The following is a 23,341-nucleotide window of genomic DNA, read 5'->3' as shown; positions in this document are numbered from 1 at the left end:
CGCAGTGAAAACCCTCAGGCCGAGGGCAATTGCTGCTCCAGCCAACTGCGGATACCGGGCAGCAGGAAGAGCGCTCCGTCGTCGGTCATGTGGATGCCATCATCCGCCCGCAGCTTGATCAGCTTGCCGCGCTCATTCGCGCGGAATTGCGCAAAGCTGCCCTTTTCCTGGCCAAGGGCAGGATTGGGATCCAGCCAGCTGACCATCGGATAAGCCTTCAGCACATCCTGCACCAGTGCATTCATGTGCTGCATCTTGCGTGCGAAGGAAGGCGCGCGCATCACCGGCATGCCGACCCACAACACCCGGGTGTCGTGCCGGGTAAGAAGGTCCAGGTAGGCCGTCAGGCGCGCGCGGTAAAAGGCATCCCATTCGGGCGAACCAAACTCCAGCACCTGTTTGCCGAGTTGCACGTTTTGCCCGTCATTCGCACCGAGCGAGCAGATCACGACGGCCGGACGCGTCTCGCCAAGCATCTGCGGATATTGCGCCAGCCAGTCGAACACCTCCGGACGAGCCAGGCCGGTACCAGAACGATAGGCCTTGATGATGCGCACACTCTGGCCATCCCCAAGCCCGCGCCGCAGCGTGGGGGCCAGCCCCACGGCCATCATCGAATCCCCGGCCAGCACGATCTGGGTTCCGGAGGGTGCAGCAAGCGGGCGCAGCACGGCGGGTGCTGCCGAAGCCAGAGGCTTTGAGGCGGCGGCAAGCGGCACTGAGGCCTGCGCAATGGGTGAAGCGGGCTCGGACTGCAGCGCTGCGGGAACGACGGGTTCCGGCGTATCGCGCTGTACCAAAAGCGTGGGCTGACCACTGAAACCGTCTGCCAAACTCGCCTTGCCGGCCAGCGCCAGACGTCTCGGCACCTCAGCACCGAACACCTGGGCCGTCTCGTGCCAGAGCTGTGTCACCGGCTCGGCCACACTGCGGAGCGGGCCGACTTCGAGCCGCTCAGCCCATACCTTGAGGCCTTCGGCCTCCAGCACGAGCCCCACCAGCATGGCGGCCAGCAGGGTCAGAAACATGCGCGGAAGTTTGTCGAAACGGCGTGGCATCAAGATTGACTCAAATCTGTTCATGAAGCGTAGCAAGAAGTGCTCAACGCAGCGATGGACTGGGGAGAAACCGGAGTGTAGTTTGGTCGATCAGAATTTCGAGCAGCGCATGCGCTGCGATCACTATCTCGCGCTGGGGTCATGAGCCGATTTCAGAACTGGAAATAGATGAAGGGGGCGGGCTCACTAGGGCCCAACACTTCAATCAGCACCAAGGCCAGCGCAAACACCGCACCATGCAGCAAGGGCTGCAGGCGCAAAACGCCAATCTGCAGACGCAACTCGAAACGCTCCGGCAGATATTGCAGACCGATGCCTGCCGCAGCACAAAGCAGCGGCCCCAGCGGTAGATTCATTGACCACTCCCCCTGCCAGAGCTGTGCCAGCACCGCTTGCGCCTCGCTCAGGCTGCCCGCACGGAACAACACCCACCCCAGGCAGATGGCGTTAAAACAAAGCAGGCGGGCACACCACTTCCACCACCCCGAACGTCGCCAGTCCGCCGCGCGAGCCCCCCAGAAATCCTCCCATTGGCGATGCCCCGCCAGTAGCAAACCATGCCAGGCGCCCCACAACACGAAGTTCCAGGCTGCGCCGTGCCACAGCCCGCCCAGCAACATGGTGACGAAGAGATTCAGACGGGTCCGCCAAGCGCCCTTGCGTGAGCCTCCGAGCGGAATGTAGAGATAGTCGCGCAACCAACTGGACAGCGAAATGTGCCAACGTCGCCAGAACTCTTGCGGCGACGCGGCCTTGTAGGGCGAATCGAAGTTGAGCGGAAAACGGTAGCCCAAAAGCAAGGCGCAACCGATGGCGATGTCGGTATAGCCCGAGAAATCGCAATAGATCTGGGCCGCGTAACCGTAGATGCCCAGCAGCACCTGGCTGGCACTCATGGCGGCAGGATTCGCGAACACGTCATCGACCAGCAAAGTCGCCAGGGTGTTGGCGAGCACCACCTTCTTGAACAGGCCCGCCACGATCAGCAGCAAGGCCCGACCGGTCTCGATGCGAGCGGGGTCCGGGCGCTTTTTCAGCTGAGGCAGGAAGTGTGAAGCGCGCAGGATGGGGCCGGCTATCAGTTGCGGAAAGAAGGCCACGTACAGCAGTGAATCGGCGAAATCGACCTTGTCGGCAAGCTTCCTGCGCCACGCATCCATCATCAGCGAGATGGCGTGGAAGGTCATAAAGGAAATCCCCAGCGGCAGCATCGGCGTGGACACCGCCAGCTCCAGCTTGAAGCCGGCGAGTGCTGCCAGATCGACCAGGGATTCGAGGAAGAAGGCGCTGTACTTGTAGTGCGCCAGCAGCCCCAGACTGCCGGTCACGCCGAGGATCAGCCAGAGGCGGCGCAGGCTGCGGCTCTGGATGCCGCGCGTGCAGGCCCAGGCCCAGCACGAGAGCACGAACAGCATGGGCACGAAGTGCCAGTCCCAAAAGCCGTAAAACACATAGCTCAGCCCCAGCAACACCAGCTTGTGGGCACGGTGCCAGCGCAGCAGGCCCCAACCCAGCCCCAGCGAGAGCAGGAAAAACAGCGCGTATTCAACGGTGGGAAACAGCATGCGGCGGGCTTGCGGGCAAGGTGAAGCGAGGCGGCATCTTACCAAAGCCGGCTGACCCGCAAGCAGGCCAGCCAGCTTTTCCGTTTCAGGACTTGCGTGCCACCGGCCGCAACAGGAGCACTAGGGGCATGGCAAACACGGTCACCCACATCATCAGGCGAAAGTCCTGCAGGTAGCCCAGTGTGCTGGCCTGGCGAGTGACCTCTGCATTGAGGCTGTAGAGGCCGGCCGGCGTCGACAGGTTGTACACACCCGCTTCCACGGCCTGACGCAAGGACTCGCTGAAAGGATTGATGAAACCCGCCAGCGCGGCATGATTGGCCTGCACATTCTGCGCCAGCGCGGTAGTCACAACCGAGATGCCAATCGAGCTGCCAATGTTGCGCATCAGGCTGTAAAGCCCGGTGCCTTCCGTGCGGTAGCGCTGGGCCAAGGTGGAAAAGGTCAGTGTGGACAAGGGCACGAAGATGAAACCGAAACCCATACCCTGCACGACACCGGTGCTGACGATCATCCAGCCGGTCGCGTCCACCGTGAAATGAGTCATCTCCCACAACGAAAAACCGGTCAACCCCAGTCCAATAATAATCAGCAACCGGGCATCGATGCGCCCAACCAGCTTACCGACCACCATCATTGCAAACATGGTGCCAAAGCCACGTGGCGCCAGCAGCAGGCCCACGTCGATCACCGGATAGCCCATCAGGTTCTGCATGAAAGGCGGCAGCAAGGCCATCGTAGACAGGAGCAACACACCGACGATGAACACAAAGATCAGGCCGATCGACAGGTTGCGATCGCGAAACAGATCAGGCTCGATGAAAGGATGATCATGGGTGAAGATGTGGGCCACGAAGAGATAGGCACACAGCACGGTAAGGCCGGTCTCAATCACGATCTCGGCACTATTGAACCAGTCCAGCGACTCGCCCCGGTCCAACAGCATCTGCAACGCGCCAAGGGCGACTGCCAGCAGCGTGAAGCCGAGCAAATCGAACCGCCGGCTTCGATCCAGCGGTGTTTCCTTCACGTAAGCCGCGATTCCCAGCCAGGCCAGAATGCCGAAGGGCAGATTAATGTAGAAGACCCAGCGCCAGTTGTAATACTCGGTCAGCCAGCCTCCGAGACTCGGCCCAAGGATTGGCCCGATCATCACGCCCATACCCCACAGCGCCATGGCCGCGCCGATTTTCTCGCGCGGATAGGTATCCAGCATCACTGCTTGCGACAACGGCACCAGCGCCGCACCGAACACGCCCTGCAACAGGCGGAAGGCGACGATCTGGGTCAGATCCTGAGCAGCGCCGCACAGCATGGAAGTCAGCGTGAAACCCACCACCGACCACAGGAACAGGCGCTTGCGCCCGAAACGAGCGGCGAGAAAGCCTGTCAGTGGCAGAAAGATGGCTGAGGCAACGATATAAGAGGTCAACACCCAGGAGATCTGGTCCTGCGTCGCCCCCATCGCGCCCTGCATGTGCGGCAGAGCCACGTTGGCGATGGTGGTATCCAGCGCCTGCATGATGGTAGCGAGCATCACCGCTACGGTGATCAGGCCGCGATGGGTCGTTTCCGGCGCCGCCGGCTGTGCTGCGCTACTGCTCATGTTCTTCGAGGGGGTCGCGACTTGTTCAGAGCGTGAAGCCGAGCAGACGACGCTTGTGACCCGTCTCGATCTCGACGTTGGCGCTCAGACCTGCACGCAAGGCGGGCTGCCCGGCCTGCGACTCGATGCGGATGCGCACCGGCACGCGCTGGGCGATCTTGACCCAGTTTCCGGTAGCGTTCTGCGCCGGAATCACCGAAAACTCGGCCCCCGTAGCGGGCGAAAGGCTGTCCACCATGCCCAGCCAGTGCTGGTCAGGAAAGGTATCCACGCTCACCTGCACAGCTTGCCCCGGATGCACATGGGTCAGATCGGTTTCGGGGAAGTTCGCCTCGATCCACAACTCACCACCGGCCACCAGGGACATCGCGGTGGTGCCGGCCGACAGATATTGCCCCGGCTTGGGCAGCTTGCTGACCGTGCCGGCCACAGGCGCCTTCACCTCAATGCGAGAGAGGTTCAGTCGTGCCTGCGCCAGCTCTGCCTGCGCAGCCAGCCAGGACGGATGGCGCTCGACCGGCAGATCCACGCTGCCACCGAGACTTTCGGCAATCCGGTGCAGATCCTGCTCCAGCGCAATCACCTGTTGCGACGCCAGCGCGGCGGTCTGCTGCGAGTCATCCAGCTTGGAGACCGGAATGAAATTCTTCGCGGCCAGATCGGTCTGGCGCTGTTGATCCTTGGCTGCAAAACTGGCGCGCGTGCGTGCCACGTTGATCTCGGCCTGCTTCTCACGATAGGCCGCCTTCAGGGCCGCCAGATCGGTACGCACCTGCGCCAGCTTCGCATCCGCCTTGGCCACCGCCACGTTAAAAGGCTCGGGATCAAGGCGGAACAGCGGCTGGCCGGCCTTCACCTCGTCGTTCTCACGCACCAGCACTTCCTGCACCGGCCCCGCCACTTCGGCGCTGATCGAAAGCTTGTCGGCCTTCACGTAGGCATTGTCGGTCTCGACCGCGCGCCCACCCTTCAGATAAATCACCAGCGCGACACAGCCCGCCAGCAGGGGCAGGCCCAGCAGCAGCACGAGGCGTTTCGTGCGCCGTCCACGCTCCTGCGGTGTCAGTGAAGTAGCGGAAGAAACGGTGACGGACTCAGTGGCTTGACTCATGAAACATCATCTTTCTGCTGATGGCGCAATTGCGCCAGATTGCTGCGCATGATGCGCAGCGCGGAATACAGGACTTCGATCTGCGCCACATCGAGGCCATGCAGTGCATGGTTTTGCAGGGTCTCACCAAGCTGGCGGATTTCCGTCAAATGCGCCTCGGCGGCGGGCAACAGATAGAGCCGGTAAGCACGCCGATCTGCCTGGCAGACACGACGCTCGACCAGCCCTTCCGCCTCTAGCTGATCGAGCAGGCGGGCCAGGGTGATCGGCTGCACATCCAGGCGTTCGGCCAGCTCCACCTGCCGCAAGCCCTCCTCACGTGCGATCTGCACCAGTGCGCGGGCCTGCGCCAGCGTCAGGGCATCCCCATCGATTCGCTGAGCAAAGATCTGGCGCATCAAGCGGGCGACGTCGGTGACGAGAAAACCAAGGCGTTCTTCCTGAGGAGTCATGGCAAATAATTAGTAAGCTTTGCTTATGATAAGCACGGCCATGTATTTGTCCAGCCAGCAAATCAAACAGATTGCAAAATCCAATCGCGCCGCGCTTGACGCGCCTGCGTGGCAGGCGATATGGTTCAGTCATGGCTACGTTTTTGTTCGCCCTCGCTCTGCTTCTCTCCCTTGGTCTGGCCTTCATGGCCCATCGCCAGCGTCAGGCTCCTCGCCTGCAACCGCTGCGTCTGCGTCAAGACCTGCGTCTGCTGCGCCGCACGCGCAGATAAGACCCCCTCCCCTCGCTTTGCGCTTCACCTTCCTGCACCCCGCAGGCCCTGTGCTTTTGTACGCCTCCATCACGGTTTTTGACATGACTCTTCACTCCTTGCTGCTGCGACTGCGCACCGGATAGCGGGCCTCGAAGCCGTGGCCGCCCGCTTTCCCGTTTCGGCCACCGCCCTCACCCGAAACAGCAATGGAGCAAAAAGATCATGTCGATGTTGAAAAGCCCGTCCAGCAAGTACACCGCCTTCGCCCCGATCAATCTTCCGAATCGCCAATGGCCGGGCAAGACCATCACCCGCGCCCCGATCTGGATGAGCACCGATCTGCGCGACGGCAATCAGGCCCTCTTCGAGCCGATGTCGGTCGACACCAAAATCGACTTCTTCGCCATGCTCTGCCGCGTGGGCCTGAAGGAAATCGAAGTAGCCTTCCCGGCCGCCTCACAAACTGATTTCGACTTCGTGCGCCGCCTCATCGAGGAAGACCGCATCCCGCAGGATGTAACCATCGAGGCGCTGACCCAGGCCCGCGACCATCTCATCGAGCGCACCTTCGAATCCCTCAAGGGCGCACGGCGCGCCATCGTGCACGTGTATAACGCCACTGCGCCGGTCTTCCGCCGCACTGTATTCGGCGTGGATCGCGCCGGCTGCATCGAGATCGCAGTGAATGCCGCAAAGAAGATCAAAACTCTCGCGGCCGAGCACCCCGAAACCGAATGGATATTCCAATACAGCCCGGAAGTGTTCAGCTCCACCGAACTCGATTTCGCGCTCGAGATCTCCGAGGCCGTCGCTGATGTGTGGCAGCCCACGCCCGAGCGGCCGATGATCCTCAACCTGCCGGCCACCGTGGAGGGCGCCACGCCCAATGTGTATGCCGACCAGATCGAGTGGATGAGCCGCCACCTCACACGACGGAACGCCACGATCATTTCAGTACATCCGCATAACGACCGAGGCACCGCAGTGGCCGCCGCCGAGCTCGCCGTGATGGCCGGCGCGGATCGCGTCGAAGGCTGCCTCTTCGGCAATGGCGAGCGCACCGGCAACGTGGATCTCGTCACGCTTGCACTCAACCTCTACACCCAAGGCATTGATCCGGGCCTCGACTTCTCAAACATCAACGAAGTCGCCCGCATCGTCGAAGAATCCACCCGCCTGCCGATCCACCCGCGCCACCCTTATGTGGGCGATCTTGTATTCACCGCCTTCTCTGGCTCGCATCAGGACGCGATCAAAAAAGGCTTCGCGGTGCAGAAGGACGACGCCTTGTGGGAAGTGCCCTACATGCCGATCGACCCGCGCGATCTGGGCCGCAGCTATGACTCGGTGATCCGCGTGAACAGCCAGTCCGGCAAGGGCGGCATCGCATGGTTGCTCGAAACTGCCTACGGCCTCGCCTTGCCGCGCCGCATGCTCGTCGAATTCTCGGGCGTGGTGCAGCAGCATATGGACGACACGGGCGCCGAAATGACGCCAGCCGAAATCTGGACTTTGTTCACCCGCTCATATCTGGAAGCGGAATCGCCCCTGCGCCTCGTGAACCATCGTCTCGACGAGAGCCATGAGCGCCACGGCATCACGCTCGATGTGGAATGGCAAGGCGACGCGCGCTGCCTCGCCGGCACAGGCAATGGCCCCTTGGCCGCCGCGCTGGACGCCCTCGGTTCAGCCGCCGCCATTCACAGCTTCGAGGAACGCTCGATTGGCAGCGGCTCGGATGCACGCGCCATGGCCTTCGTCGAGATCACCGTGCCGGGCCGCACCGGCACCCTGTTCGGCGCGGGCAGTTCGACCAGCATCGTTGAGGCTTCCCTGCGCGCACTGATCTCGGCCCTCAACCGGGCCGCCTGAACCAGGTCACAAAAAAGCCGGCATGAGGTGCTGCCTCAGCCGGCTTCTGGGAATCGACATTCCTGGCGCACTTCAGCCCTGCCCGGCACCCAGTACACGCACTTCGCGCTGCGGCAGGGCCAGCCGGATTGCTCGGGCACGCAGAACTTCCAGCAAGGCCTGATTGATTTCGCCGCCGGTCCGGCTTACATCCCCGACAGCCACCCACGGCCGCACGGCAATCCGGATGCCGTTGTCTTCCAGCGCGGAAATCTGCACGACCGCAGCAGGTTCGGCCAACACGGCAGGATTGGCCTGCAACACTTCACGTACGATTGCCAACACGCTCGCAGGCTGGCAATCGTAAGAAACCTGCAAGCCCAGATCCAGCTGGCGTACATGGCCGTAGTTGTGAAGGATTTCGCCGACCAGCTTGCGATTGGGCACCACCACGCGGGATTGGTCGGCATGCGTCAGCACCGTGTTGAAGAGGCTGATGTCGCTCACGATACCTTCCACGCCAACAACGCTGATGTACTCTCCGATCCGGAACGGATGGGTAAAAATGATCGTCAGACCCGCAACCAGATTGGACAGCAGACCCTGCATGGCCAGTGCGATGCCGGCCCCAGCCACGCCCAGCCCCGCAATCAGCGGCAGGAGCTGTACGCCCAGGTTCTGCAGCGCGATCACGCCAAAGAGCGCCAGCACCGCGATACGCATCACACGCACTAGCAGCAGCTCAAGGTCTGGTTCGAGCTTCATGCGCATCAGCGAGCGCTTGAGCATCTTCCCGGCCCAGCGCCCGGCGTAGAAACCGGCACCGACGATGATCGCCGCAACGAGCACTTTGGGCCCAAAGCTGACAGCCTGCGTCACGACAACCGTCTGCACCTGATCCAGCATGGCCAGTGATTTATCCATCAGGAAGGGGCTTGTAATTAGAGGATCAGGCCGGATTCAGCATGCGCACTTCGCGTTGCGGGAAGGGGATTTCGATGCCCTCCTCGCGGAAGCGCTGTAACACGGCTCGGTTCAGATCTGAGCGCAGACCCAGCGTACCGCTACCTGGATCCGCAATCCATACACCGAGCTCAAGCGTCATGCCGCTCTCGTCAAACGACACCAGATAGGCTTGCGGCGCCGGCTCCTGCCTCACACGTTCCGGCTTCCTTCCAATCTCTTCCAAGATAGGCAGGACACGCTCAACGTCGGTTCCGTAAGCGACCTGAACCTGCACCGCCACACGGGTCTTCGGATCCACGAAGGAATCGTTCTGCACCACCGAGCCGACCAGTACCTCGTTTGGCACGATGAAATGCGCGCCAGTCAGGGCTCGCAGCACCGTGTAGCGCGTAGTGATGTTAAGCACCTCGCCGCGCTCGTTGCCGACTTGGATTAGGTTGCCAATCTTGATCGAGCGATCGAGCAGGATGATGAAACCAGACACATAGTTGCTGGCGATCTTCTGCATGCCCAAGCCCAGACCCACGCCCAGCGCACCACTGAACACGGAGAGGGCGGTGAGATCCAGCCCCACCAGTTCAACACCGACCAGAATGGAGACCAGGATCAGCAGCGCCTTGGCCACCCGCGAGAGCACCACCTGCACGCTCGAATCCAGCCCGCTGGCCTGCATCAAGCGCGCTTCGATCACACCACCCAGCCACAGCGCCACAATCAGTGAGCCGAACACCGAGGCTACGCCCTGGAAAACGCCCCACAGCGTGATGTGGCTCTTGCCAAGCGGGATGACAAAGCCATCCAGCCAGGCAATCATCTCAGGCAGGATACCCACCAGATCCAGCGCTACGCCACACCATACCAGTGCGGCGATGTTGCGCCCGAAACTGCGAACCCAGAGAGCTTTGGGGAACGCATGCTGCACGGCAAACACCGCCATACGGATACCCGCCATGGCCCACAGCAATTGCACCGCCACCGCTACGAAATGCAGGGGCCAAGCATTGTGGTGGGCCACGAAGCGCATGATGCTCAACAACAGCCCCCCCAGCAGCGGGAAGGCCAGTTGACGCATGCCGCTCGCGGCGGCATTCCCTTTTATCTGCCCGCGCACACCGCGCGCGAACAATGCCGCAGTCACCAGCAACACGCCAATCATGCCCAGTTCGCGCAACGCGGCCGGCTGCTGGAACAGGCTCAGAACGTCGGCCAGCAAACTATTCATTCAGGACGATCCTCAAGCCACGCGCTCGAACACAGCAGCAAAGAAGCCATCCGTACCATGCGTCAGCGGATTGAGGCGCAAGCGCTCACCGGTATCCAGCACAACTTTCTGCTGAGCCAGTACTTCGGCGGCAGAAATCTGCTTGAACTCCGGGTGCGCTGCCAGGAAAGCATCCACGACCACATCGTTCTCGACATCCAGCAGCGAGCAGGTGGCATACACCAGACGCCCACCTTTTTTCACCAGTTTCGAGGCCGCAGTAAGGATGCTAGCCTGCTTCTCGGTAAGCTCGATCACTCCGGGCTCAGTCTGGCGCCACTTCAGATCCGGGTTACGACGCAAGGTACCGAAGCCACTGCACGGCGCATCAACCAGCACGCGATCCATCTTGCCGGCCAGACGCTTGATGCGCGAATCGTTTTCATGGTCGATGGCGGCCGGATGGACATTGGACAACCCCGCACGCGCCAGACGCGGCTTGGCTTTCTGCAAACGCTTCTCGGACACATCGAAGGCATACAGACGGCCGGTGGAGCGCATCAGCCCGCCCAGCAGCAGGGTTTTGCCACCCGCGCCAGCACAGAAATCAGTAACCATCTCGCCACGCTTGGGCGCCACGAGGAAACCCAGCAGCTGCGAGCCTTCGTCCTGCACTTCGAGGCTGCCGTCGAGGAAGAGCGGATGCTTTTGCAGCGAAATCTTGCTCTCCAGACGAATGCCCAGCGGCGAGTAAGTACACGCCGTAGCCACGATGCCTTCGGCGGCAAGCTGCGCCAGCACAACATCACGCTCGGCCTTGAGCGGATTCACGCGCAGATCCAGCGGACCGGGGCGATTAAAAGCTGCGGACAAAGCCAGCAGTTTCTCTTCACCAAACTGAGCTTCAAGACGCATCGCAAGCCAGTCCGGCATATTGGTTCGCTCGCCCAGCGTCGTTGCAGTCCAGGCGGTGGACTTCACTTCGATGATCCAGTCTGACTCGTTCTTCGACAGCAGCGGATTCAGGTGGCGCTGCGAATAGCCTTCCACACGGATCAGCCAGGCCAGCACGAGCTTGCGGGCACGCACTGATTCGCCCACCACGGCCTGCAGCTGGCGCAAATTGCGCAGCACACCGTACACGGCCTCTGCAATGAAGGCACGATCACGTGCGCCAGCCTTCTTGTTGGCGCGGAAAAAACCGGACAGCACGCTGTCAGCGGGGGATTGGAAACGCAGCACGTCTTCGAGCACATCGGAGGCTGCGTCCAGTTGAGCGGAGGTTATATTCGTATTCATGTCGTGATTATCCCATTTGTACGCGCATTCCCGCCAACCGCGATGCGCATCGCCCCCGGCATCCGCTGCGATCGCGCAAATCCCGGGCAAAAAAGAAGGCGGGCAAGCCCGCCTTCTCCCTGTCCGGACAGGTCCGACCTGTCAGGCTGCAGCTGCGATCTGGCGATGCTCCAGCAGAAGCTGCGCACGGGTCGCCACCTTCTGCTCGCCCATACCGCCAAGAAGTTCCTTCATGTCCAGAATCAGCACGATCTGGCCATTCGACAAGGTGGTGACACCTGCCACACCCTTGGGCCGGAAATCGTCCAGCGACTTGATTACCGCATCCTCACGCCCGGCGAAGGAGTCAATCGCCAGCACGAAGCTCTGTTCGGCCGACTGCATCAGTACGCCATACTCCGGCACACGCTCCTGCGGCCAGCCCAGCAAAGCAGCCAGCGTGACGATAGGCAGGACCTCGCCGCGCACCACCATGGTGGCGCGCCCACCCAACTCCTGGACTTCCTTCGGCTCGATCGGCAGGATTTCACGCACCATCGACAGCGGCACCGCGAAAGGTTGATCTTCGAGGCAGACCAGCAGCACCGGCAGGATGGCCAGAGTCAGCGGCAGTGAGATAACGAACTCGGTGCCCTTGCCCAGCACAGACTTGATCTCGATGGAGCCATTCAGTTTCTGGATGTTGGTGCGTACCACGTCCATGCCCACGCCACGACCGGATACGTCAGAGACGGTACTGGCAGTCGAAAAGCCCGGCAGGAAGATGAGGTTGAAGCTCTGCCGCTCATCCATGGTGTTGGCCTCTTCATCCGAGATGAGGCCTTTCTCCAGCGCCTTGGCGCGCAAACGCTCCGCACTCATGCCGCGCCCGTCGTCCGCAACCACGATCACGATGTGGTCGCCCTCCTGACGGGCCTCCAGGCGCACGATGGATTTCTCCGGCTTGCCGCAGGACATGCGCTCCGCTTGCAATTCGATGCCGTGATCCACTGCATTGCGGATCAGGTGGATGATCGGGTCGGAGAGATCCTCGATCATGGTCTTGTCGATCTCGGTATCTTCGCCAGCCAGCATCATCTCGACATCCTTACCCAGCGAGCGGGCCAGATCTCGAGCAATCCGCGGATACTTCTGGAACAGGCGGCCCACCGGCTGCATCCGCGTCTTCATGACCGCATTCTGCAGATCGGAAACCAGCAAGTCGAGCTGACTCACCGCCAGATCGAGTGCATGCAGGGTATCGGTATCGTTCTTGCCGTTGAGAATGTCACTGCGCAAGGCCGTAAGCCGGTTCTTGGTCAGACCGATCTCACCGGAGAGGTTAAGCACCTGATCAAGGCGCGAGGTGTCGACGCGAATCGAGTTGTCGCGCTGTCGCTCGCCATCACGACGCCCTCCCGGGGGGCCTTGATAACCAGGCTTGTCGGTAGAACGCCGTCCCACAGCAGCCTGAATGATTTCGGCTGCCACCGTTTCATTCAGGTGAGGATCCTCCGCGGTTGCCGTAACAGGAATCTCCGGCAAACCCGCTTCACCGGGCGGCGTAACACCGGTCACCGCATGGTAGTAGGCATTCCAGTCCGGATCATTACCTCCGGAGGACACTACTGGCACGCTGGCTACAGGTATCGGCGCCGGTGCAACGACAGGCTTGGCGGAAGCCGGAGCACTGGAGAGGGTTCCTGCCAGCGCCTGCTTGAGTTGCTCGAGCAACTGAGCCTCAGCCGGCGCAGGCTGCAGGCCACGCTCAAGATCACCGAACATGGCACGCACGGCAGCAGTGGCACCGAGAATCACGTCCAGCATCTCGGGGCCGACCTTCAGTTCCCCCGTTCGCAACTTGTCGAACAGGTTCTCTGTCAGGTGGCACAGGGTCACCAGTTCAGCTGCATTGAGGAAACCCGCACCACCCTTGATGGTGTGGAACCCCCTGAAGATCTCGTTGAGCAGATGCAGATCATTGGGATTGCGCTCAAGGTCGACAAGCTTGTTATCGACCCCGGACAGCAGATCCCCGGCTTCAATCAGGAAATCCTGCAACAGATCTTCCATTCCCGCGAAATCGCTCATGGCTGACTCCGGTTGTGTGCTGATGAATCAAACCTGTGCCCGGTACATGTAATGACCGGCATTCAGAACCCCAGGCTGTCGAGCAGATCGTCGACCTGTTCCTGGCTGGTAACTACGTCTTCGCGCCCTTCGGCATTGACCACCGGGCCATTGAGCAAACCATCCTCGGCAGCCACCCGCTTGCTCTCAGGCATGATGTCGATCAGCACCTTAAGCAGGCCGTTCTCCATCTTGCTGGCCATGTCCACGATCTTCTTGATGACCTGGCCAGTAAGATCCTGGAAGTCCTGCGCCATCATGATTTCAAGCAGCTGCTCGTTGACGATCTTGCTGTCTTTCGCAGACTGATCAAGGAAGCTGCGCGTATCGGCGGCAAGCAGCTTGAATTCCGCCACGGACAGTTCCTTGTTGTAGAGCTTCGACCAGCGCGAACCAAGCTCGCTGGATTGCGTCTCGATGCGATCCTGAATCGGCTTAGCGATGTCCGTAGCATTCAGCACGCGACTAGCGGCCTGCTCAGTCATCTGAGAGATATAGGAGAGGCGCTGGCGTGCGTCGGGCAGCTTCTCAGCGGTCTCCTCCAGCATCCGGTCATAACCGAGCTGGCGGATGGTGTCGTGCAGCAAGCGCGTGAGCTGTCCGATCTGCAGGAAAGCCTGCTGATGCCGCTCCTCTGGCGACATGCTGGACGCTGCCGCCACCACTTCCTTCAGATTGACCGCGTCCTCTACCGGATCTGCCGGTGTGGCTGCGACAGCCGCACCACCACTCGCAACACTGTCAAACAGCGCCTGCAAGTCATCAGAATCCCCTTCATCCTTGACTACCTGTGCAACTGCCTTCGCTACCGCCGGGCTCACCGGCGCCGCAGCCGGCTCGGCAGTGTCCGTTATCGAATCGAACAGCGCTTGCAGTTCGTCGTTATCACCAGATTCGTCCGCTTTCAGCCGTTTGGCCATGGTATCGGCTCCTAAGTCTTTTCAGTCCGCTGCGAGCCGGGGAGTCCCCGTACAGGCTCGCGATGTATCGCCTGAATGCAGGCTCACTTGCCCATCTTCTCGAAGATCTTGCCGAGCTTCTCGGAGAGGGTCGCCGCCGTGAAAGGCTTGACGATGTAGCCGCTAGCGCCGGCCTGAGCCGCTTCGATGATGTTCTCCTTCTTGGCCTCGGCAGTAATCATCAGCACGGGCAGATGCGAGAGCTGGGCATTGGCACGAATGGCCTTGAGCAACTCGATACCGGTCATGTTGGGCATGTTCCAGTCGGTCACCACAAAGTCAAACCCCCCTGCCGTGAGTTTCTGCATGGCTACGACGCCGTCTTCCGCCTCATCGACGTTGGTGTATCCCAACTCCTTGAGGAGGTTGCGCACAATCCGACGCATTGTCGAAAAGTCGTCCACCACCAGGAATTTCATTTTCGGATCGGACATGATTGGTTTTCTCCGGATTAGTCCTTGTAGGCCTTCAAAAGATACGGGCGCAAAGTCTCGGCCAGTATCTCTGCATCAAATTTGGCAACATAGGCATCCACCCCTACCGCCTTGCCCATCGAGCGATTAGCCTCGGATGAGAGGGATGAATGCATGACGACCGGGATGCCATCGAAGCGCGGGTCGTTCTTGATGTTGCGGGTGAGCACGTAGCCATCCATCTCGGGCATTTCGGCATCCACCAGAATCATGCTGATCTCGTCGCTTAGGCGGCGCTTCTGCTGCTGCGCGTGAGTGGCCATGCCATCGAGTCGCGTCCAGGCTTCCAGACCATTGAGCGCGTGCTTGTGGCGAACGCCGAGTTTGTCGAGCACTTCAGCAATCTTCTTGCGTGCAATCGCCGAGTCATCCACGAAGAAGATGTTGACCTCGACATCCCGGTCCAGCGCCATGATCTGCCCCACCGGAGCCTCGCCGAAGGTCTGCGAAAGGATGGTCTCCACATCGAGAATGGAGACGAGCTTGCCATCGGCCAGTTCGGTGATCGCGGTAATGTAGTTCTGAGTGGTGCCGGCCATATTTTCGGGCTGACGCACCTTGTCCCACTCAACCCGGATGATGCGATCCACGTCATGCACCAAGAAGCCAAGCGTGCGCTTGCTGTATTCAGTGACCATCATCGAACCGCCCAGACCTTGTCCCGGCTTGGCAATACCAAGGATCTTGGCCAGCGACAGCACCGGAATCACGTTGCCGCGCAAGGAGATCAAGCCTTCCACCCCGGTTGGCATATTGGGCGCACGGGTGATGAAAGGCGTCTTGGAAACCTCACGCACCTTGAACACGTTGATACCGAAGGTTTCATTGGTACCAAGCGCGAAGAGCAGGATTTCCATCCGGTTGGAGCCCGCCAGTTTGGTGCGGGCATCTACGGCTTCGAGCAGATTGGGGTTTGCGTTTTCCATGACGATCCCTTGCTATCGATCAGGCCAGAGCCTCAGGGTTTTCTTCCGGTGCCAGCATGGCGCGAACTGCGCCCGCCAAGCGATGCGGCTCGAACTTGGGCACGTAACCATCCACCCCGACAGACTTGCCCAGCGTCTGATTCGAACTACTGGAAAGCGAGGAGTGCATCAGCACCGGCACCCCATCAAACCGGGGGTCGGTCTTGATTTTCTTGGTGAGGATGTAGCCATCCATTTCCGGCATCTCGACATCTGTCAGCACCAGATGCAGGATCTCCCACACCTTGCGGCCAGTCAGCTCGGCATGCTTGGCAATGCGTTCGAGCTCATCCCAAGCCGCCCGGCCATTGACCGCTGCGATTTGTTTGACGTTCAGTGCATCGAGCGTCTTTTCGATCTGCTTGCGGGCCACGGAGGAATCATCCGCATAGAGCACAGTGAAATCGCGTTTGAGCGGCTGAATGTCCTTGAAGAGATAGTCATCGTCGATCTTGGTGGTCTCCGCCAGCACCTTTTCGACGTCCAGCATCATGATCAGCCGATTGCCTTCAAGTTCAGTCACGGCAGTCACCAGCCCCCCCATGCGGCTGGTCATCATGTCCGGCGGAATGCGCATCTGCTCCCAATCCAGACGCAGGATGGTATCCACTGCTTCGACCAGGAAACCCTGGGTGTGGCCGTTGTACTCGGTCACGATCATGATCTCGCGCTTGCCGTCCGGATCAATCCCGCAATACTTGGCCAGATCCACAATCGGCACCAGCTGGCCACGCAGGGACACCATCCCCTCCACGCCATCCTGCATCTCCGGTGCCGCAGTAATCGGCGGCGTGCGCATCACCTCACGCACTTTGAATACGTTGATGCCGAAGCTCTCCTTGCGCCCGGTGCGCATATCGGTACCGAGTGAAAAAAGCAGAATTTCCAGCTTGTTGGTGCCGGCAAGCCGCGTACGTGCATCAATGTTCTTCAGCAATTCCGACATGGTGTTCTCCACGTGTTCTTGTCCGCCGCGTTCTGACTGGATGAGCCAGAGCGTTGCCCCTGAGGGTTTTACGGCACCCGGCGGATGAACTTGAGTGGGTCAGAAGCGGCACTGCCCAACGCGCTGCGAGCCTTGCCTGCCATGAAGCCACCCACGCCGGGTGCGATGCGCCGGGCACGTAAAGGCTCAACGCACCGAATGAATATCGGTCGCGCCGGAAACAACTTGAGAGTGAAAAAACAGCCGGAACTTCAGGGCAGGAGGACTGCCCCGCCCCGCAGACTTTCGCCGCAGGGCAGGCTTTCAACTGAGCAGGACGCTCAGCTGATAGAGAAAAGCTTGGAGAAATTAGCGATATCAAGCACCTGGCGTACACTGCCCTTCACGCCAACCAGCGCCACATCCTTGTTGGCAGCCTTAGCCTTGTCGCGCAGCATCAACAGCATGCCCAGCGCCGAACTATCGAGGTAGGACACATCTCCCAGATCCACTTGCAGCGGTTTGCTGCCAGCCTGTCCGAGCAGATTATCCACCGCATCGCGGAATTCACGGTGCGCCTTGAAATCGAAGCGCCCTCCCAGTCGCAGCACTGCTTGCGAATCATTTACCGTGACTTGAGCTTCCATCGAGATTCTCCCGTTACTCCAAGCTGTTCAAATTCAAATTTGGCACGCACAGCGCCTGTACCTACTGGCCGATTACGTCATCTGCCGCCGCAGCTTGAGACATTATGCCCAGCCGGGTGCCTACGTGCCACGCAAACTATTGATCACCCGTGCTGGAATCTCGCACAGAGGGGCTATTTCATTGGCTGCGCCATTCAGCGTAGCCTCACGCGGCATCCCCCACACCACACAACTTTCCTGATCCTGACAGATATTCCAGGCACCTGCTTTGCGCATCTCCAACATTCCGGCAGCGCCATCCTTGCCCATCCCGGTCAGCATCACGCCGACGGCATGTTTGCCGACTTCACGTGCGCCGGCGTGGAACAGTACATCAACCGACGGCCGGTGACGATTGACAGCCGACTCACGCGAGAGCTCGCAGCGAAATCCGCCTGCAACCCGCCGCACCAGCAAGTGCGAGTGGCCGGGCGCAATATAAACCGTACCGGGCTTGACTGGCTCACCATCGTCAGCTTCTTTCACCGTCAGGGCACACAAACCGTCAAGACGCCGCGCAAACGAACCGGTAAACATCTCCGGCATGTGCTGCACGATCAGGATGCCTGGCATTTTCTCAGGCAGCGCCGTGAGCAATGCCCGCAGCGCTTCTGTCCCTCCCGTAGACGCACCAATCAGAACCAGACGCTCCTGCAACACCCTTGCGGGCAGGTGAACATCCAGTGGTATCGAGCGTCCTGCAGGGCGCTGACCAGTTCCCGCAACAGGCCGGGCAGGCCTGCGGGCCTGCCGAGCTATCCGGATTTTTTCGCAGATTTCGTTGGCGCAGGCATGAATGTTAGCAAGCGGATCGAGCTTGGGTTTTGATACATAGTCAATTGCCCCCAATTCGAGTGCCCGCAAGGCAACTTCGGAGTCGCGCTCGGTGAGCGCAGACACCATCACCACCGGCATTGGGTCGCTGCGCATCAGTTGCTCGAGAAAAGCGATTCCGTCCATGCCCGGCATATCCACGTCGAGCGTGATCACCTCGGGCCGCAGCGCCCGGATCAGGGTGCCGGCTTCCTGAGCGTTACGCGCTGTACCCGCCACCTGAAGATCCGGTGCAGCATTGATGATCTCGGCCAGCAAGGAACGCATGAGGGCCGAATCATCCACCACCAGCACGCGGGTTTTGCTTGTCATGAGCGCCTCAGGGCTTGCTCACCGCTTGGTCCGCGCGGGCATAGACGGTACGACCAAGAGAACGGAAGAGCTTGGCCGCATGAATGAAGTTCTCCGAATGGCCTGCATACATCAAACCGTTTGGCTGCAGCAAGCCAACGAAGCGTTCCAAGATCTTGTACTGCGTGGGCTTATCGAAATAGATCATCACGTTGCGGCAAAAGATCGCATCAAAGCCCTCACGCAACGCCCACTTAGGATCGAGCAGATTGATCTGACGGAAGGTAATCAGGCGGGTGAGTTCAGGGCGTACCCGCACATGACCATCCTGCTCTCCGGTGCCGCGCAGAAAAAAGCGCTGCACCCGTTCGCGACTCAGGCGTTCAACTCTGTCGGCGGTGTAGATGCCCTTCTGGCCATGCGCCAGCACATTGGTATCAAGATCAGAGGCGATGATTTCCACCGGAGGATTGTTGCCGAAGACTTCGCAGGCGGTGATCGCCAGTGAGTACGGTTCTTCTCCAGTGGAGGCAGCACTACACCAAATGCGGAAAGGTCGGCGATCGGGACTCTTGCGCATCTGCTCCGCAAGCAGATCGAAGTGATGCGCCTCGCGGAAAAAAGAAGTCAGGTTGGTGGTGAGTGCATTGACGAAAGCCTCCCACTCGGCAGGGCCACCACTGCGCTCGAGGTGATCGAGGTATTCGGTGAAGCGCTTGAGATTGAGCACCCGCAAACGTCGCGCAAGACGGCTATAAACCATGTCCTGCTTCACGGGCGACAGCGATATGCCTGCGTGCTTATAGATCAGGCTGCGTACCCGTTCGAAATCCTGCGCAGTAAACTCGAATTCACGTCCACCCGTGTCGATCCGCTTGAGCGTATCGTTGATCTGCACTCGGGAGGCCGCACCGGCAGCCCCTCCTCCCCCGACAGGCAACGCCGAAGAGCGCGGTGTAGCGCTGACACTGGCCCGGGCCGGAGTGGTGGAAGCAAGGCCGCCAAGGCCAGATAGGCCAGGCTTGTTACGCTCGTTCATTACAAACTCCTTGTTGCAGTTGCCAACGCTGCAATTGGATGGCCACAGCCTGCGCCGCACCTGCATCGGTGCCCAGCCCTCGCAAACGGGCATCCAGCAATTTCTCCAGCAGCTGACGTGCTGCTTGGCAATCGGCAATGAACGCAGAATTCTGCGTGTCATACCCCTTCCCCGCATGACGTAGGGCATATTCCAGCTCGGCCGCCAGGGCTCCGATCTCGTTGAAACCGAAAGCGCCACTATTGCCTTTGATGCAATGCGCAGCCCGGGATGCAGCATCCGCCGTAGCTGCATCCCATCCATCCTGCAGAAGATGTTCAAGACTCTCAGTCAGCCGTTGCACACAGAAGGCTGACTCTTCGAAGTACTGAGGCAGGTAGCGGCTCAGATCGATTTCCATCCTCAGCCCCCAATTCTCAGCGGCGGCGCGGCAACTGCGGAATGCCGGCAGCGGGATCCAGAATCTGCCGGGCTCCCTCCACGATGGGCGCCGGCTCCAAGGGCTGATCAGCCTGAACATCCAGACTACCGCCCTCCTGCCGCATAGCGTCTTCGGTGCGTTTGTTCATCACGATCAGCGTGATGCGCCGGTTGATCGGATTGAAGGGATCGCTGCGATCCAGCGGGATGGTGGACGAGAGGCCCACAACTCGCATGATCTTGCCTTCATCCATACTTCCGGCAATCAGCTCGCGACGCGAGGCATTGGCGCGATTGGCAGATAGCTCCCAATTGGAGAAGCCACGATTGCCACCGGCATACTGGGAGGCATCGGTATGCCCGGAGATACTGACCTTGTTCTCAACCTGATTAAGTACCTGACCAATCGCCCGCACGATGGACTTGGTGTAGGGCTTCATCTCAGCCCCGCCGGAATCGAACATCGGCCGATTCTGCTCATCCACGATCTGAATGCGCAAACCCTCGGAAGTGAGGTCCAGCAAGAGTTGGCGCTTGAACTGGCGCAAGTCTGGCGAAGCCTCTATCACCGCTTCAAGCTTGGCCTTCACATCCTGCAGGCGCAGGCGCTCCTCTTTCTCAAGCGCCTCCTGCATGGCCTTCTTATCCATCTGCGCCTTGCTATCGGGCATCAGCTCCTGAGCATTACCCGCAACCGCCTGTGAATCAGCCGGAGCGACCTTCACTTCATTGATTTTCTTGCTTTCTTGATAGCTGCTCTTGGCAATCTGGCCCACAGACTTGGTGAGATCCTGCCCCCCCCCCTGGATCGGTGAGGTCGCGCTACCAGAGCCAGGCCCCCCTGCCAGCGAGACCTTGAGCGGATTCTGGAAGAAATCCGCAATACCTTTCATGTCGCCCTTGGTCGTCGAACCAAGCAGCCACATCAGCAAAAAGAAAGCCATCATGGCCGTCACGAAGTCCGCATAGGCGATCTTCCAGGCACCACCGTGCGCACCGCCGCCGCCCTTCTTGATGCGCTTGACGATGATGGGTTGTTGGTTGTCGCCGCTCATGACTCCTGTGCCCCTGGTATGCCGGAATGCCGCTTATTTCTTGCGGCTCTTTATTTCGCTTTCCAGCTCGGAAAAGCCTGGACGATCCGACGAGAACAAGACCTTGCGCCCGAACTCCACGGCAACCTGCGGCGCATAGCCACCCATACTGGCCAGCAATACCACCTTGATGCACTGGTAGATCTTGGCACCCTCTTCGCACTTTTGCTCCAGCTGCGAGGCAATCGGCGCCACGAAACCGTAAGACACCAAAATACCGAGGAAGGTACCCACCAGCGCACCGCCAATCATCTTGCCCAGCACCGCCGGTGGCTCACCCACGGACCCCATCACATTCACCACCCCCATCACCGCCACCACGATACCGAAGGCAGGTGTGGCATCGCCAGTTTTGGACCAGATATGCGCTGGCGCATGCGCTTCGGTATGGTGAGTCTCAATTTCCATGTCCATCAGATTTTCGAGCTCAAAAGCATTCAGATTGCCGCCCACCATCATGCGCAGGTAATCGCAGAGAAATTCGACTGCATGGTGGTCGTGCAGGAAAGCCGGATATTTGGAAAAGATCGGGCTGGAATCCGGATTCTCGATATCGTTCTCGATCGACATCAGGCCTTCCTTGCGCACTTTCGCCAGAATCTCGAAGAGCATAGCTAGCAGCTCAATGTAGAAGGCCTTGCTATAGGGCGAAGGTTTGAAGAGGGTCGGCAGCGCAGCCAGAGCAGCCTTAGTGTTGCGCATCGAGTTACCCGCCACCAGGCCCCCGATGGTCAGGCCCACAATAGCGATGTACTCCAGCGGCACAAAGAGCGCGGCAAGACTGCCGTGCACCGCATAAGTGCCGACGGAAGCCGCAAGAATGATCACATAGCCAACGATCAGGAGCATCGCGGAAGCCTTGTACGATACGAATCAAACCGACTGGACGAAGGGCTCACCACACGCCCCCGAACCTGCCGCATCACCCGGACGACAGAAACTTGCCCGGACCAGTATGGGTATCGGCCCCAGTACACAAAACTTGACGCATCCGATGGGCAAAAAAAACCGCTGGACCTGCCAGCGGCTTGCAATGCCCTGCCTGCGCAGAGCCGGGGAAACAGAGAGGAGGATTAATTCTCAGGCGACGGCGCTGCGCGTGTCGCGCATCGGGCGCTTACCCTTGCCTGCACGGGCCGGGACATGACACAGGCCACAGACATAATCGTGAGTCGGGTCAAACGCATGAGCGACAAAGCTGCCGCCACACTTCGTACAACGGCTTTGCTGCAACATCTTGGCTTCGAAGAAGCGCACCAAAGTCCAGGCCCGGGTCAGGCTCAGCACCTGTTCAAGATCGTTGGCCTCGACCTGTTCGCGATACATGCGGAAAGCCTGCAGCGTGGCTGCCAGGCCTTGCAGACCGGTGTTTTGGGTCACGAAGCCGCGCAGTGACATGTAAAGAGAGGCGTGCACGTTTTGCTGCCATGGAATGAACCAGTCCGTGGAGAAGGGCAGCATGCCCTTGGGCGGTGATTCGCCTCGGATCTCCTTGTAGAGCTTGAGCAGTCGCTCACGCGACAGGCCGGTTTCCGACTCCAGCATCTGCATGCGGGCGCCCAGCTCGATCATCTCGATCGCGAGCTGGGTTTCCTGCGCATCCTGAACCAAACTTTTCATCCGCATGACAGTCTCCCAAGCCCTCAGGCCAGATGTTCGACCGGCTTGGTGGTGGCCAGAATGGTGGCGTGAATGCGCGCAGCTGCATTCTCGCGGCCATGATTGCCAAGCAGATTCAGCAACAGAGTGTCGTCAAAACGGAAGCGGCACAGCAGCATATCGCTGGAGGCCATACGCAGAATTTGCGCCGGAGAAAGGTTCTGGATAATGTCGGCAACATCTTCACCGATGCCGAGCTTGAACATTGCGCCCGCACGATCAGCCTGGATCAGCTGCTGGGACAGCATCAGATAGGAAAGATTGAGTTCCCGGATTTCGCTGCTCACGTCCATTTTCATGATCACCTCCACTGCGTTTTGAAGAAGCCCTGTTTTCGGGCTCTATGGGATTGCATTGTGGCCCGCAAGGGGGCGACAACCAATCAGGCAGCGTCGGAAAATGCTGTAGCAATAGACGACAGCAGGCATGTAGGAATGCTACCTACATGCCAAGCGCAGACGGGTACGGAAGGGCAGATCGAAGTGACTTTACGGCCTTAGTGTTCGGGTTTACGACTGGGCCAG

At 60.0% G+C, this 23,341-nt stretch carries 23 protein-coding genes; 2 read left to right on the top strand and 21 right to left on the bottom strand.

All coding sequences use genetic code 11. From position 1 onward, the window contains the following. Window positions 1-14: 14 nt before the first annotated feature. The 5 genes from C0V76_RS11345 to C0V76_RS11325 all read right to left on the bottom strand — a co-directional run bounded on the left by C0V76_RS11345 (window position 15) and on the right by C0V76_RS11325 (window position 5,792). Window positions 15-1,058, bottom strand: a complete 1,044-nt coding sequence (locus C0V76_RS11345; protein WP_254048236.1) for a DUF459 domain-containing protein — start codon at window positions 1,056-1,058, stop codon at window positions 15-17. A 152-nt stretch (window positions 1,059-1,210) separates the two neighbouring features. Continuing rightward, window positions 1,211-2,623 carry an MBOAT family protein gene (locus C0V76_RS11340; protein ID WP_101942512.1) on the bottom strand — a complete coding sequence of 471 codons (1,413 nt, stop codon included), beginning with the start codon at window positions 2,621-2,623 and terminating at the stop codon, window positions 1,211-1,213. 85 nt (window positions 2,624-2,708) lie between these two features. Continuing rightward, entirely contained in the window at window positions 2,709-4,229 is a 1,521-nt protein-coding gene (locus C0V76_RS11335) for a DHA2 family efflux MFS transporter permease subunit (RefSeq protein ID WP_101942511.1), read from the bottom strand. A gap of 25 nt (window positions 4,230-4,254) precedes the next feature. Beyond that, window positions 4,255-5,340, bottom strand: coding sequence for an HlyD family secretion protein (locus C0V76_RS11330; protein ID WP_101942510.1), 1,086 nt, complete (start codon window positions 5,338-5,340; stop codon window positions 4,255-4,257). Next, complete coding sequence (locus C0V76_RS11325) at window positions 5,337-5,792, bottom strand: MarR family winged helix-turn-helix transcriptional regulator (RefSeq protein ID WP_101942509.1); 456 nt, start codon at window positions 5,790-5,792, stop codon at window positions 5,337-5,339. The genes C0V76_RS11330 and C0V76_RS11325 overlap by 4 nt, the downstream gene beginning before the upstream one ends. A gap of 131 nt (window positions 5,793-5,923) precedes the next feature. Here C0V76_RS11325 and C0V76_RS19915 point away from each other — a divergent pair, with 131 nt between their 5' ends. After that, the gene (locus tag C0V76_RS19915) at window positions 5,924-6,064 is read left to right on the top strand and encodes a hypothetical protein (protein WP_158239222.1); all 141 of its coding nucleotides are present in this window, start codon (window positions 5,924-5,926) and stop codon (window positions 6,062-6,064) included. Window positions 6,065-6,274: 210 nt separating this feature from the next. After that, on the top strand, window positions 6,275-7,918 hold the full coding sequence (leuA, locus tag C0V76_RS11320) for a 2-isopropylmalate synthase (protein ID WP_101942780.1): 1,644 nt from the start codon (window positions 6,275-6,277) through the stop codon (window positions 7,916-7,918). Between the two features lie 72 nt (window positions 7,919-7,990). Here the strand turns inward: leuA and C0V76_RS11315 are convergent, their stop codons facing one another. From C0V76_RS11315 to flhD, 16 genes are all read right to left on the bottom strand, one after another. Continuing rightward, window positions 7,991-8,821: a mechanosensitive ion channel family protein gene (locus tag C0V76_RS11315; RefSeq protein WP_101942508.1), complete on the bottom strand. Its 831-nt coding sequence runs from the start codon at window positions 8,819-8,821 to the stop codon at window positions 7,991-7,993. A gap of 25 nt (window positions 8,822-8,846) precedes the next feature. Then, window positions 8,847-10,085 carry a mechanosensitive ion channel family protein gene (locus tag C0V76_RS11310; RefSeq protein ID WP_101942507.1) on the bottom strand — a complete coding sequence of 413 codons (1,239 nt, stop codon included), beginning with the start codon at window positions 10,083-10,085 and terminating at the stop codon, window positions 8,847-8,849. A gap of 12 nt (window positions 10,086-10,097) precedes the next feature. Continuing rightward, window positions 10,098-11,363 (bottom strand): RsmB/NOP family class I SAM-dependent RNA methyltransferase, encoded by a 1,266-nt coding sequence (locus C0V76_RS11305; protein ID WP_101942506.1) that lies wholly within the window; start codon window positions 11,361-11,363, stop codon window positions 10,098-10,100. Between the two features lie 141 nt (window positions 11,364-11,504). Continuing rightward, window positions 11,505-13,433, bottom strand: a complete 1,929-nt coding sequence (locus C0V76_RS11300; protein WP_173893989.1) for a chemotaxis protein CheA — start codon at window positions 13,431-13,433, stop codon at window positions 11,505-11,507. 62 nt (window positions 13,434-13,495) lie between these two features. Next, window positions 13,496-14,392, bottom strand: a complete 897-nt coding sequence (gene cheZ / locus C0V76_RS11295) for a protein phosphatase CheZ (protein WP_101942505.1) — start codon at window positions 14,390-14,392, stop codon at window positions 13,496-13,498. An 83-nt stretch (window positions 14,393-14,475) separates the two neighbouring features. Further along, window positions 14,476-14,865, bottom strand: a complete 390-nt coding sequence (gene cheY, locus C0V76_RS11290) for a chemotaxis response regulator CheY (RefSeq protein WP_216821720.1) — start codon at window positions 14,863-14,865, stop codon at window positions 14,476-14,478. Window positions 14,866-14,882: 17 nt separating this feature from the next. Further along, window positions 14,883-15,830 carry a chemotaxis protein gene (locus tag C0V76_RS11285; RefSeq protein WP_101942504.1) on the bottom strand — a complete coding sequence of 316 codons (948 nt, stop codon included), beginning with the start codon at window positions 15,828-15,830 and terminating at the stop codon, window positions 14,883-14,885. 19 nt (window positions 15,831-15,849) lie between these two features. Continuing rightward, a complete protein-coding gene (locus C0V76_RS11280; RefSeq protein ID WP_101942503.1) occupies window positions 15,850-16,815 on the bottom strand; it encodes a chemotaxis protein in 966 nt (321 codons plus the stop codon). A 320-nt stretch (window positions 16,816-17,135) separates the two neighbouring features. Next, on the bottom strand, window positions 17,136-17,441 hold the full coding sequence (locus tag C0V76_RS11275; RefSeq protein WP_101942502.1) for an STAS domain-containing protein: 306 nt from the start codon (window positions 17,439-17,441) through the stop codon (window positions 17,136-17,138). 120 nt (window positions 17,442-17,561) lie between these two features. Next, entirely contained in the window at window positions 17,562-18,626 is a 1,065-nt protein-coding gene (locus C0V76_RS11270; protein ID WP_101942501.1) for a chemotaxis response regulator protein-glutamate methylesterase, read from the bottom strand. Window positions 18,627-18,633: 7 nt separating this feature from the next. After that, complete coding sequence (locus C0V76_RS11265) at window positions 18,634-19,503, bottom strand: CheR family methyltransferase (protein ID WP_216821719.1); 870 nt, start codon at window positions 19,501-19,503, stop codon at window positions 18,634-18,636. Window positions 19,504-19,630: 127 nt separating this feature from the next. Beyond that, entirely contained in the window at window positions 19,631-20,044 is a 414-nt protein-coding gene (locus C0V76_RS11260; protein WP_158239221.1) for an Hpt domain-containing protein, read from the bottom strand. A 16-nt stretch (window positions 20,045-20,060) separates the two neighbouring features. Beyond that, window positions 20,061-21,119, bottom strand: a complete 1,059-nt coding sequence (gene motB / locus C0V76_RS11255; RefSeq protein WP_101942498.1) for a flagellar motor protein MotB — start codon at window positions 21,117-21,119, stop codon at window positions 20,061-20,063. 33 nt (window positions 21,120-21,152) lie between these two features. Beyond that, on the bottom strand, window positions 21,153-22,007 hold the full coding sequence (motA, locus tag C0V76_RS11250) for a flagellar motor stator protein MotA (protein WP_101942497.1): 855 nt from the start codon (window positions 22,005-22,007) through the stop codon (window positions 21,153-21,155). Window positions 22,008-22,238: 231 nt separating this feature from the next. Continuing rightward, entirely contained in the window at window positions 22,239-22,784 is a 546-nt protein-coding gene (gene flhC, locus C0V76_RS11245) for a flagellar transcriptional regulator FlhC (protein WP_101942496.1), read from the bottom strand. 17 nt (window positions 22,785-22,801) lie between these two features. Then, window positions 22,802-23,116: a flagellar transcriptional regulator FlhD gene (gene flhD, locus C0V76_RS11240; protein WP_101942776.1), complete on the bottom strand. Its 315-nt coding sequence runs from the start codon at window positions 23,114-23,116 to the stop codon at window positions 22,802-22,804. Window positions 23,117-23,341 lie beyond the last annotated feature (225 nt).

It is taken from the genome of Uliginosibacterium sp. TH139, assembly GCF_002855595.1.
Classification (GTDB): domain Bacteria; phylum Pseudomonadota; class Gammaproteobacteria; order Burkholderiales; family Rhodocyclaceae; genus Uliginosibacterium; species Uliginosibacterium aquaticum.
Note: the sequence above shows the minus strand (reverse complement) of the source record. Positions and strands in the feature narration are given on the sequence as shown.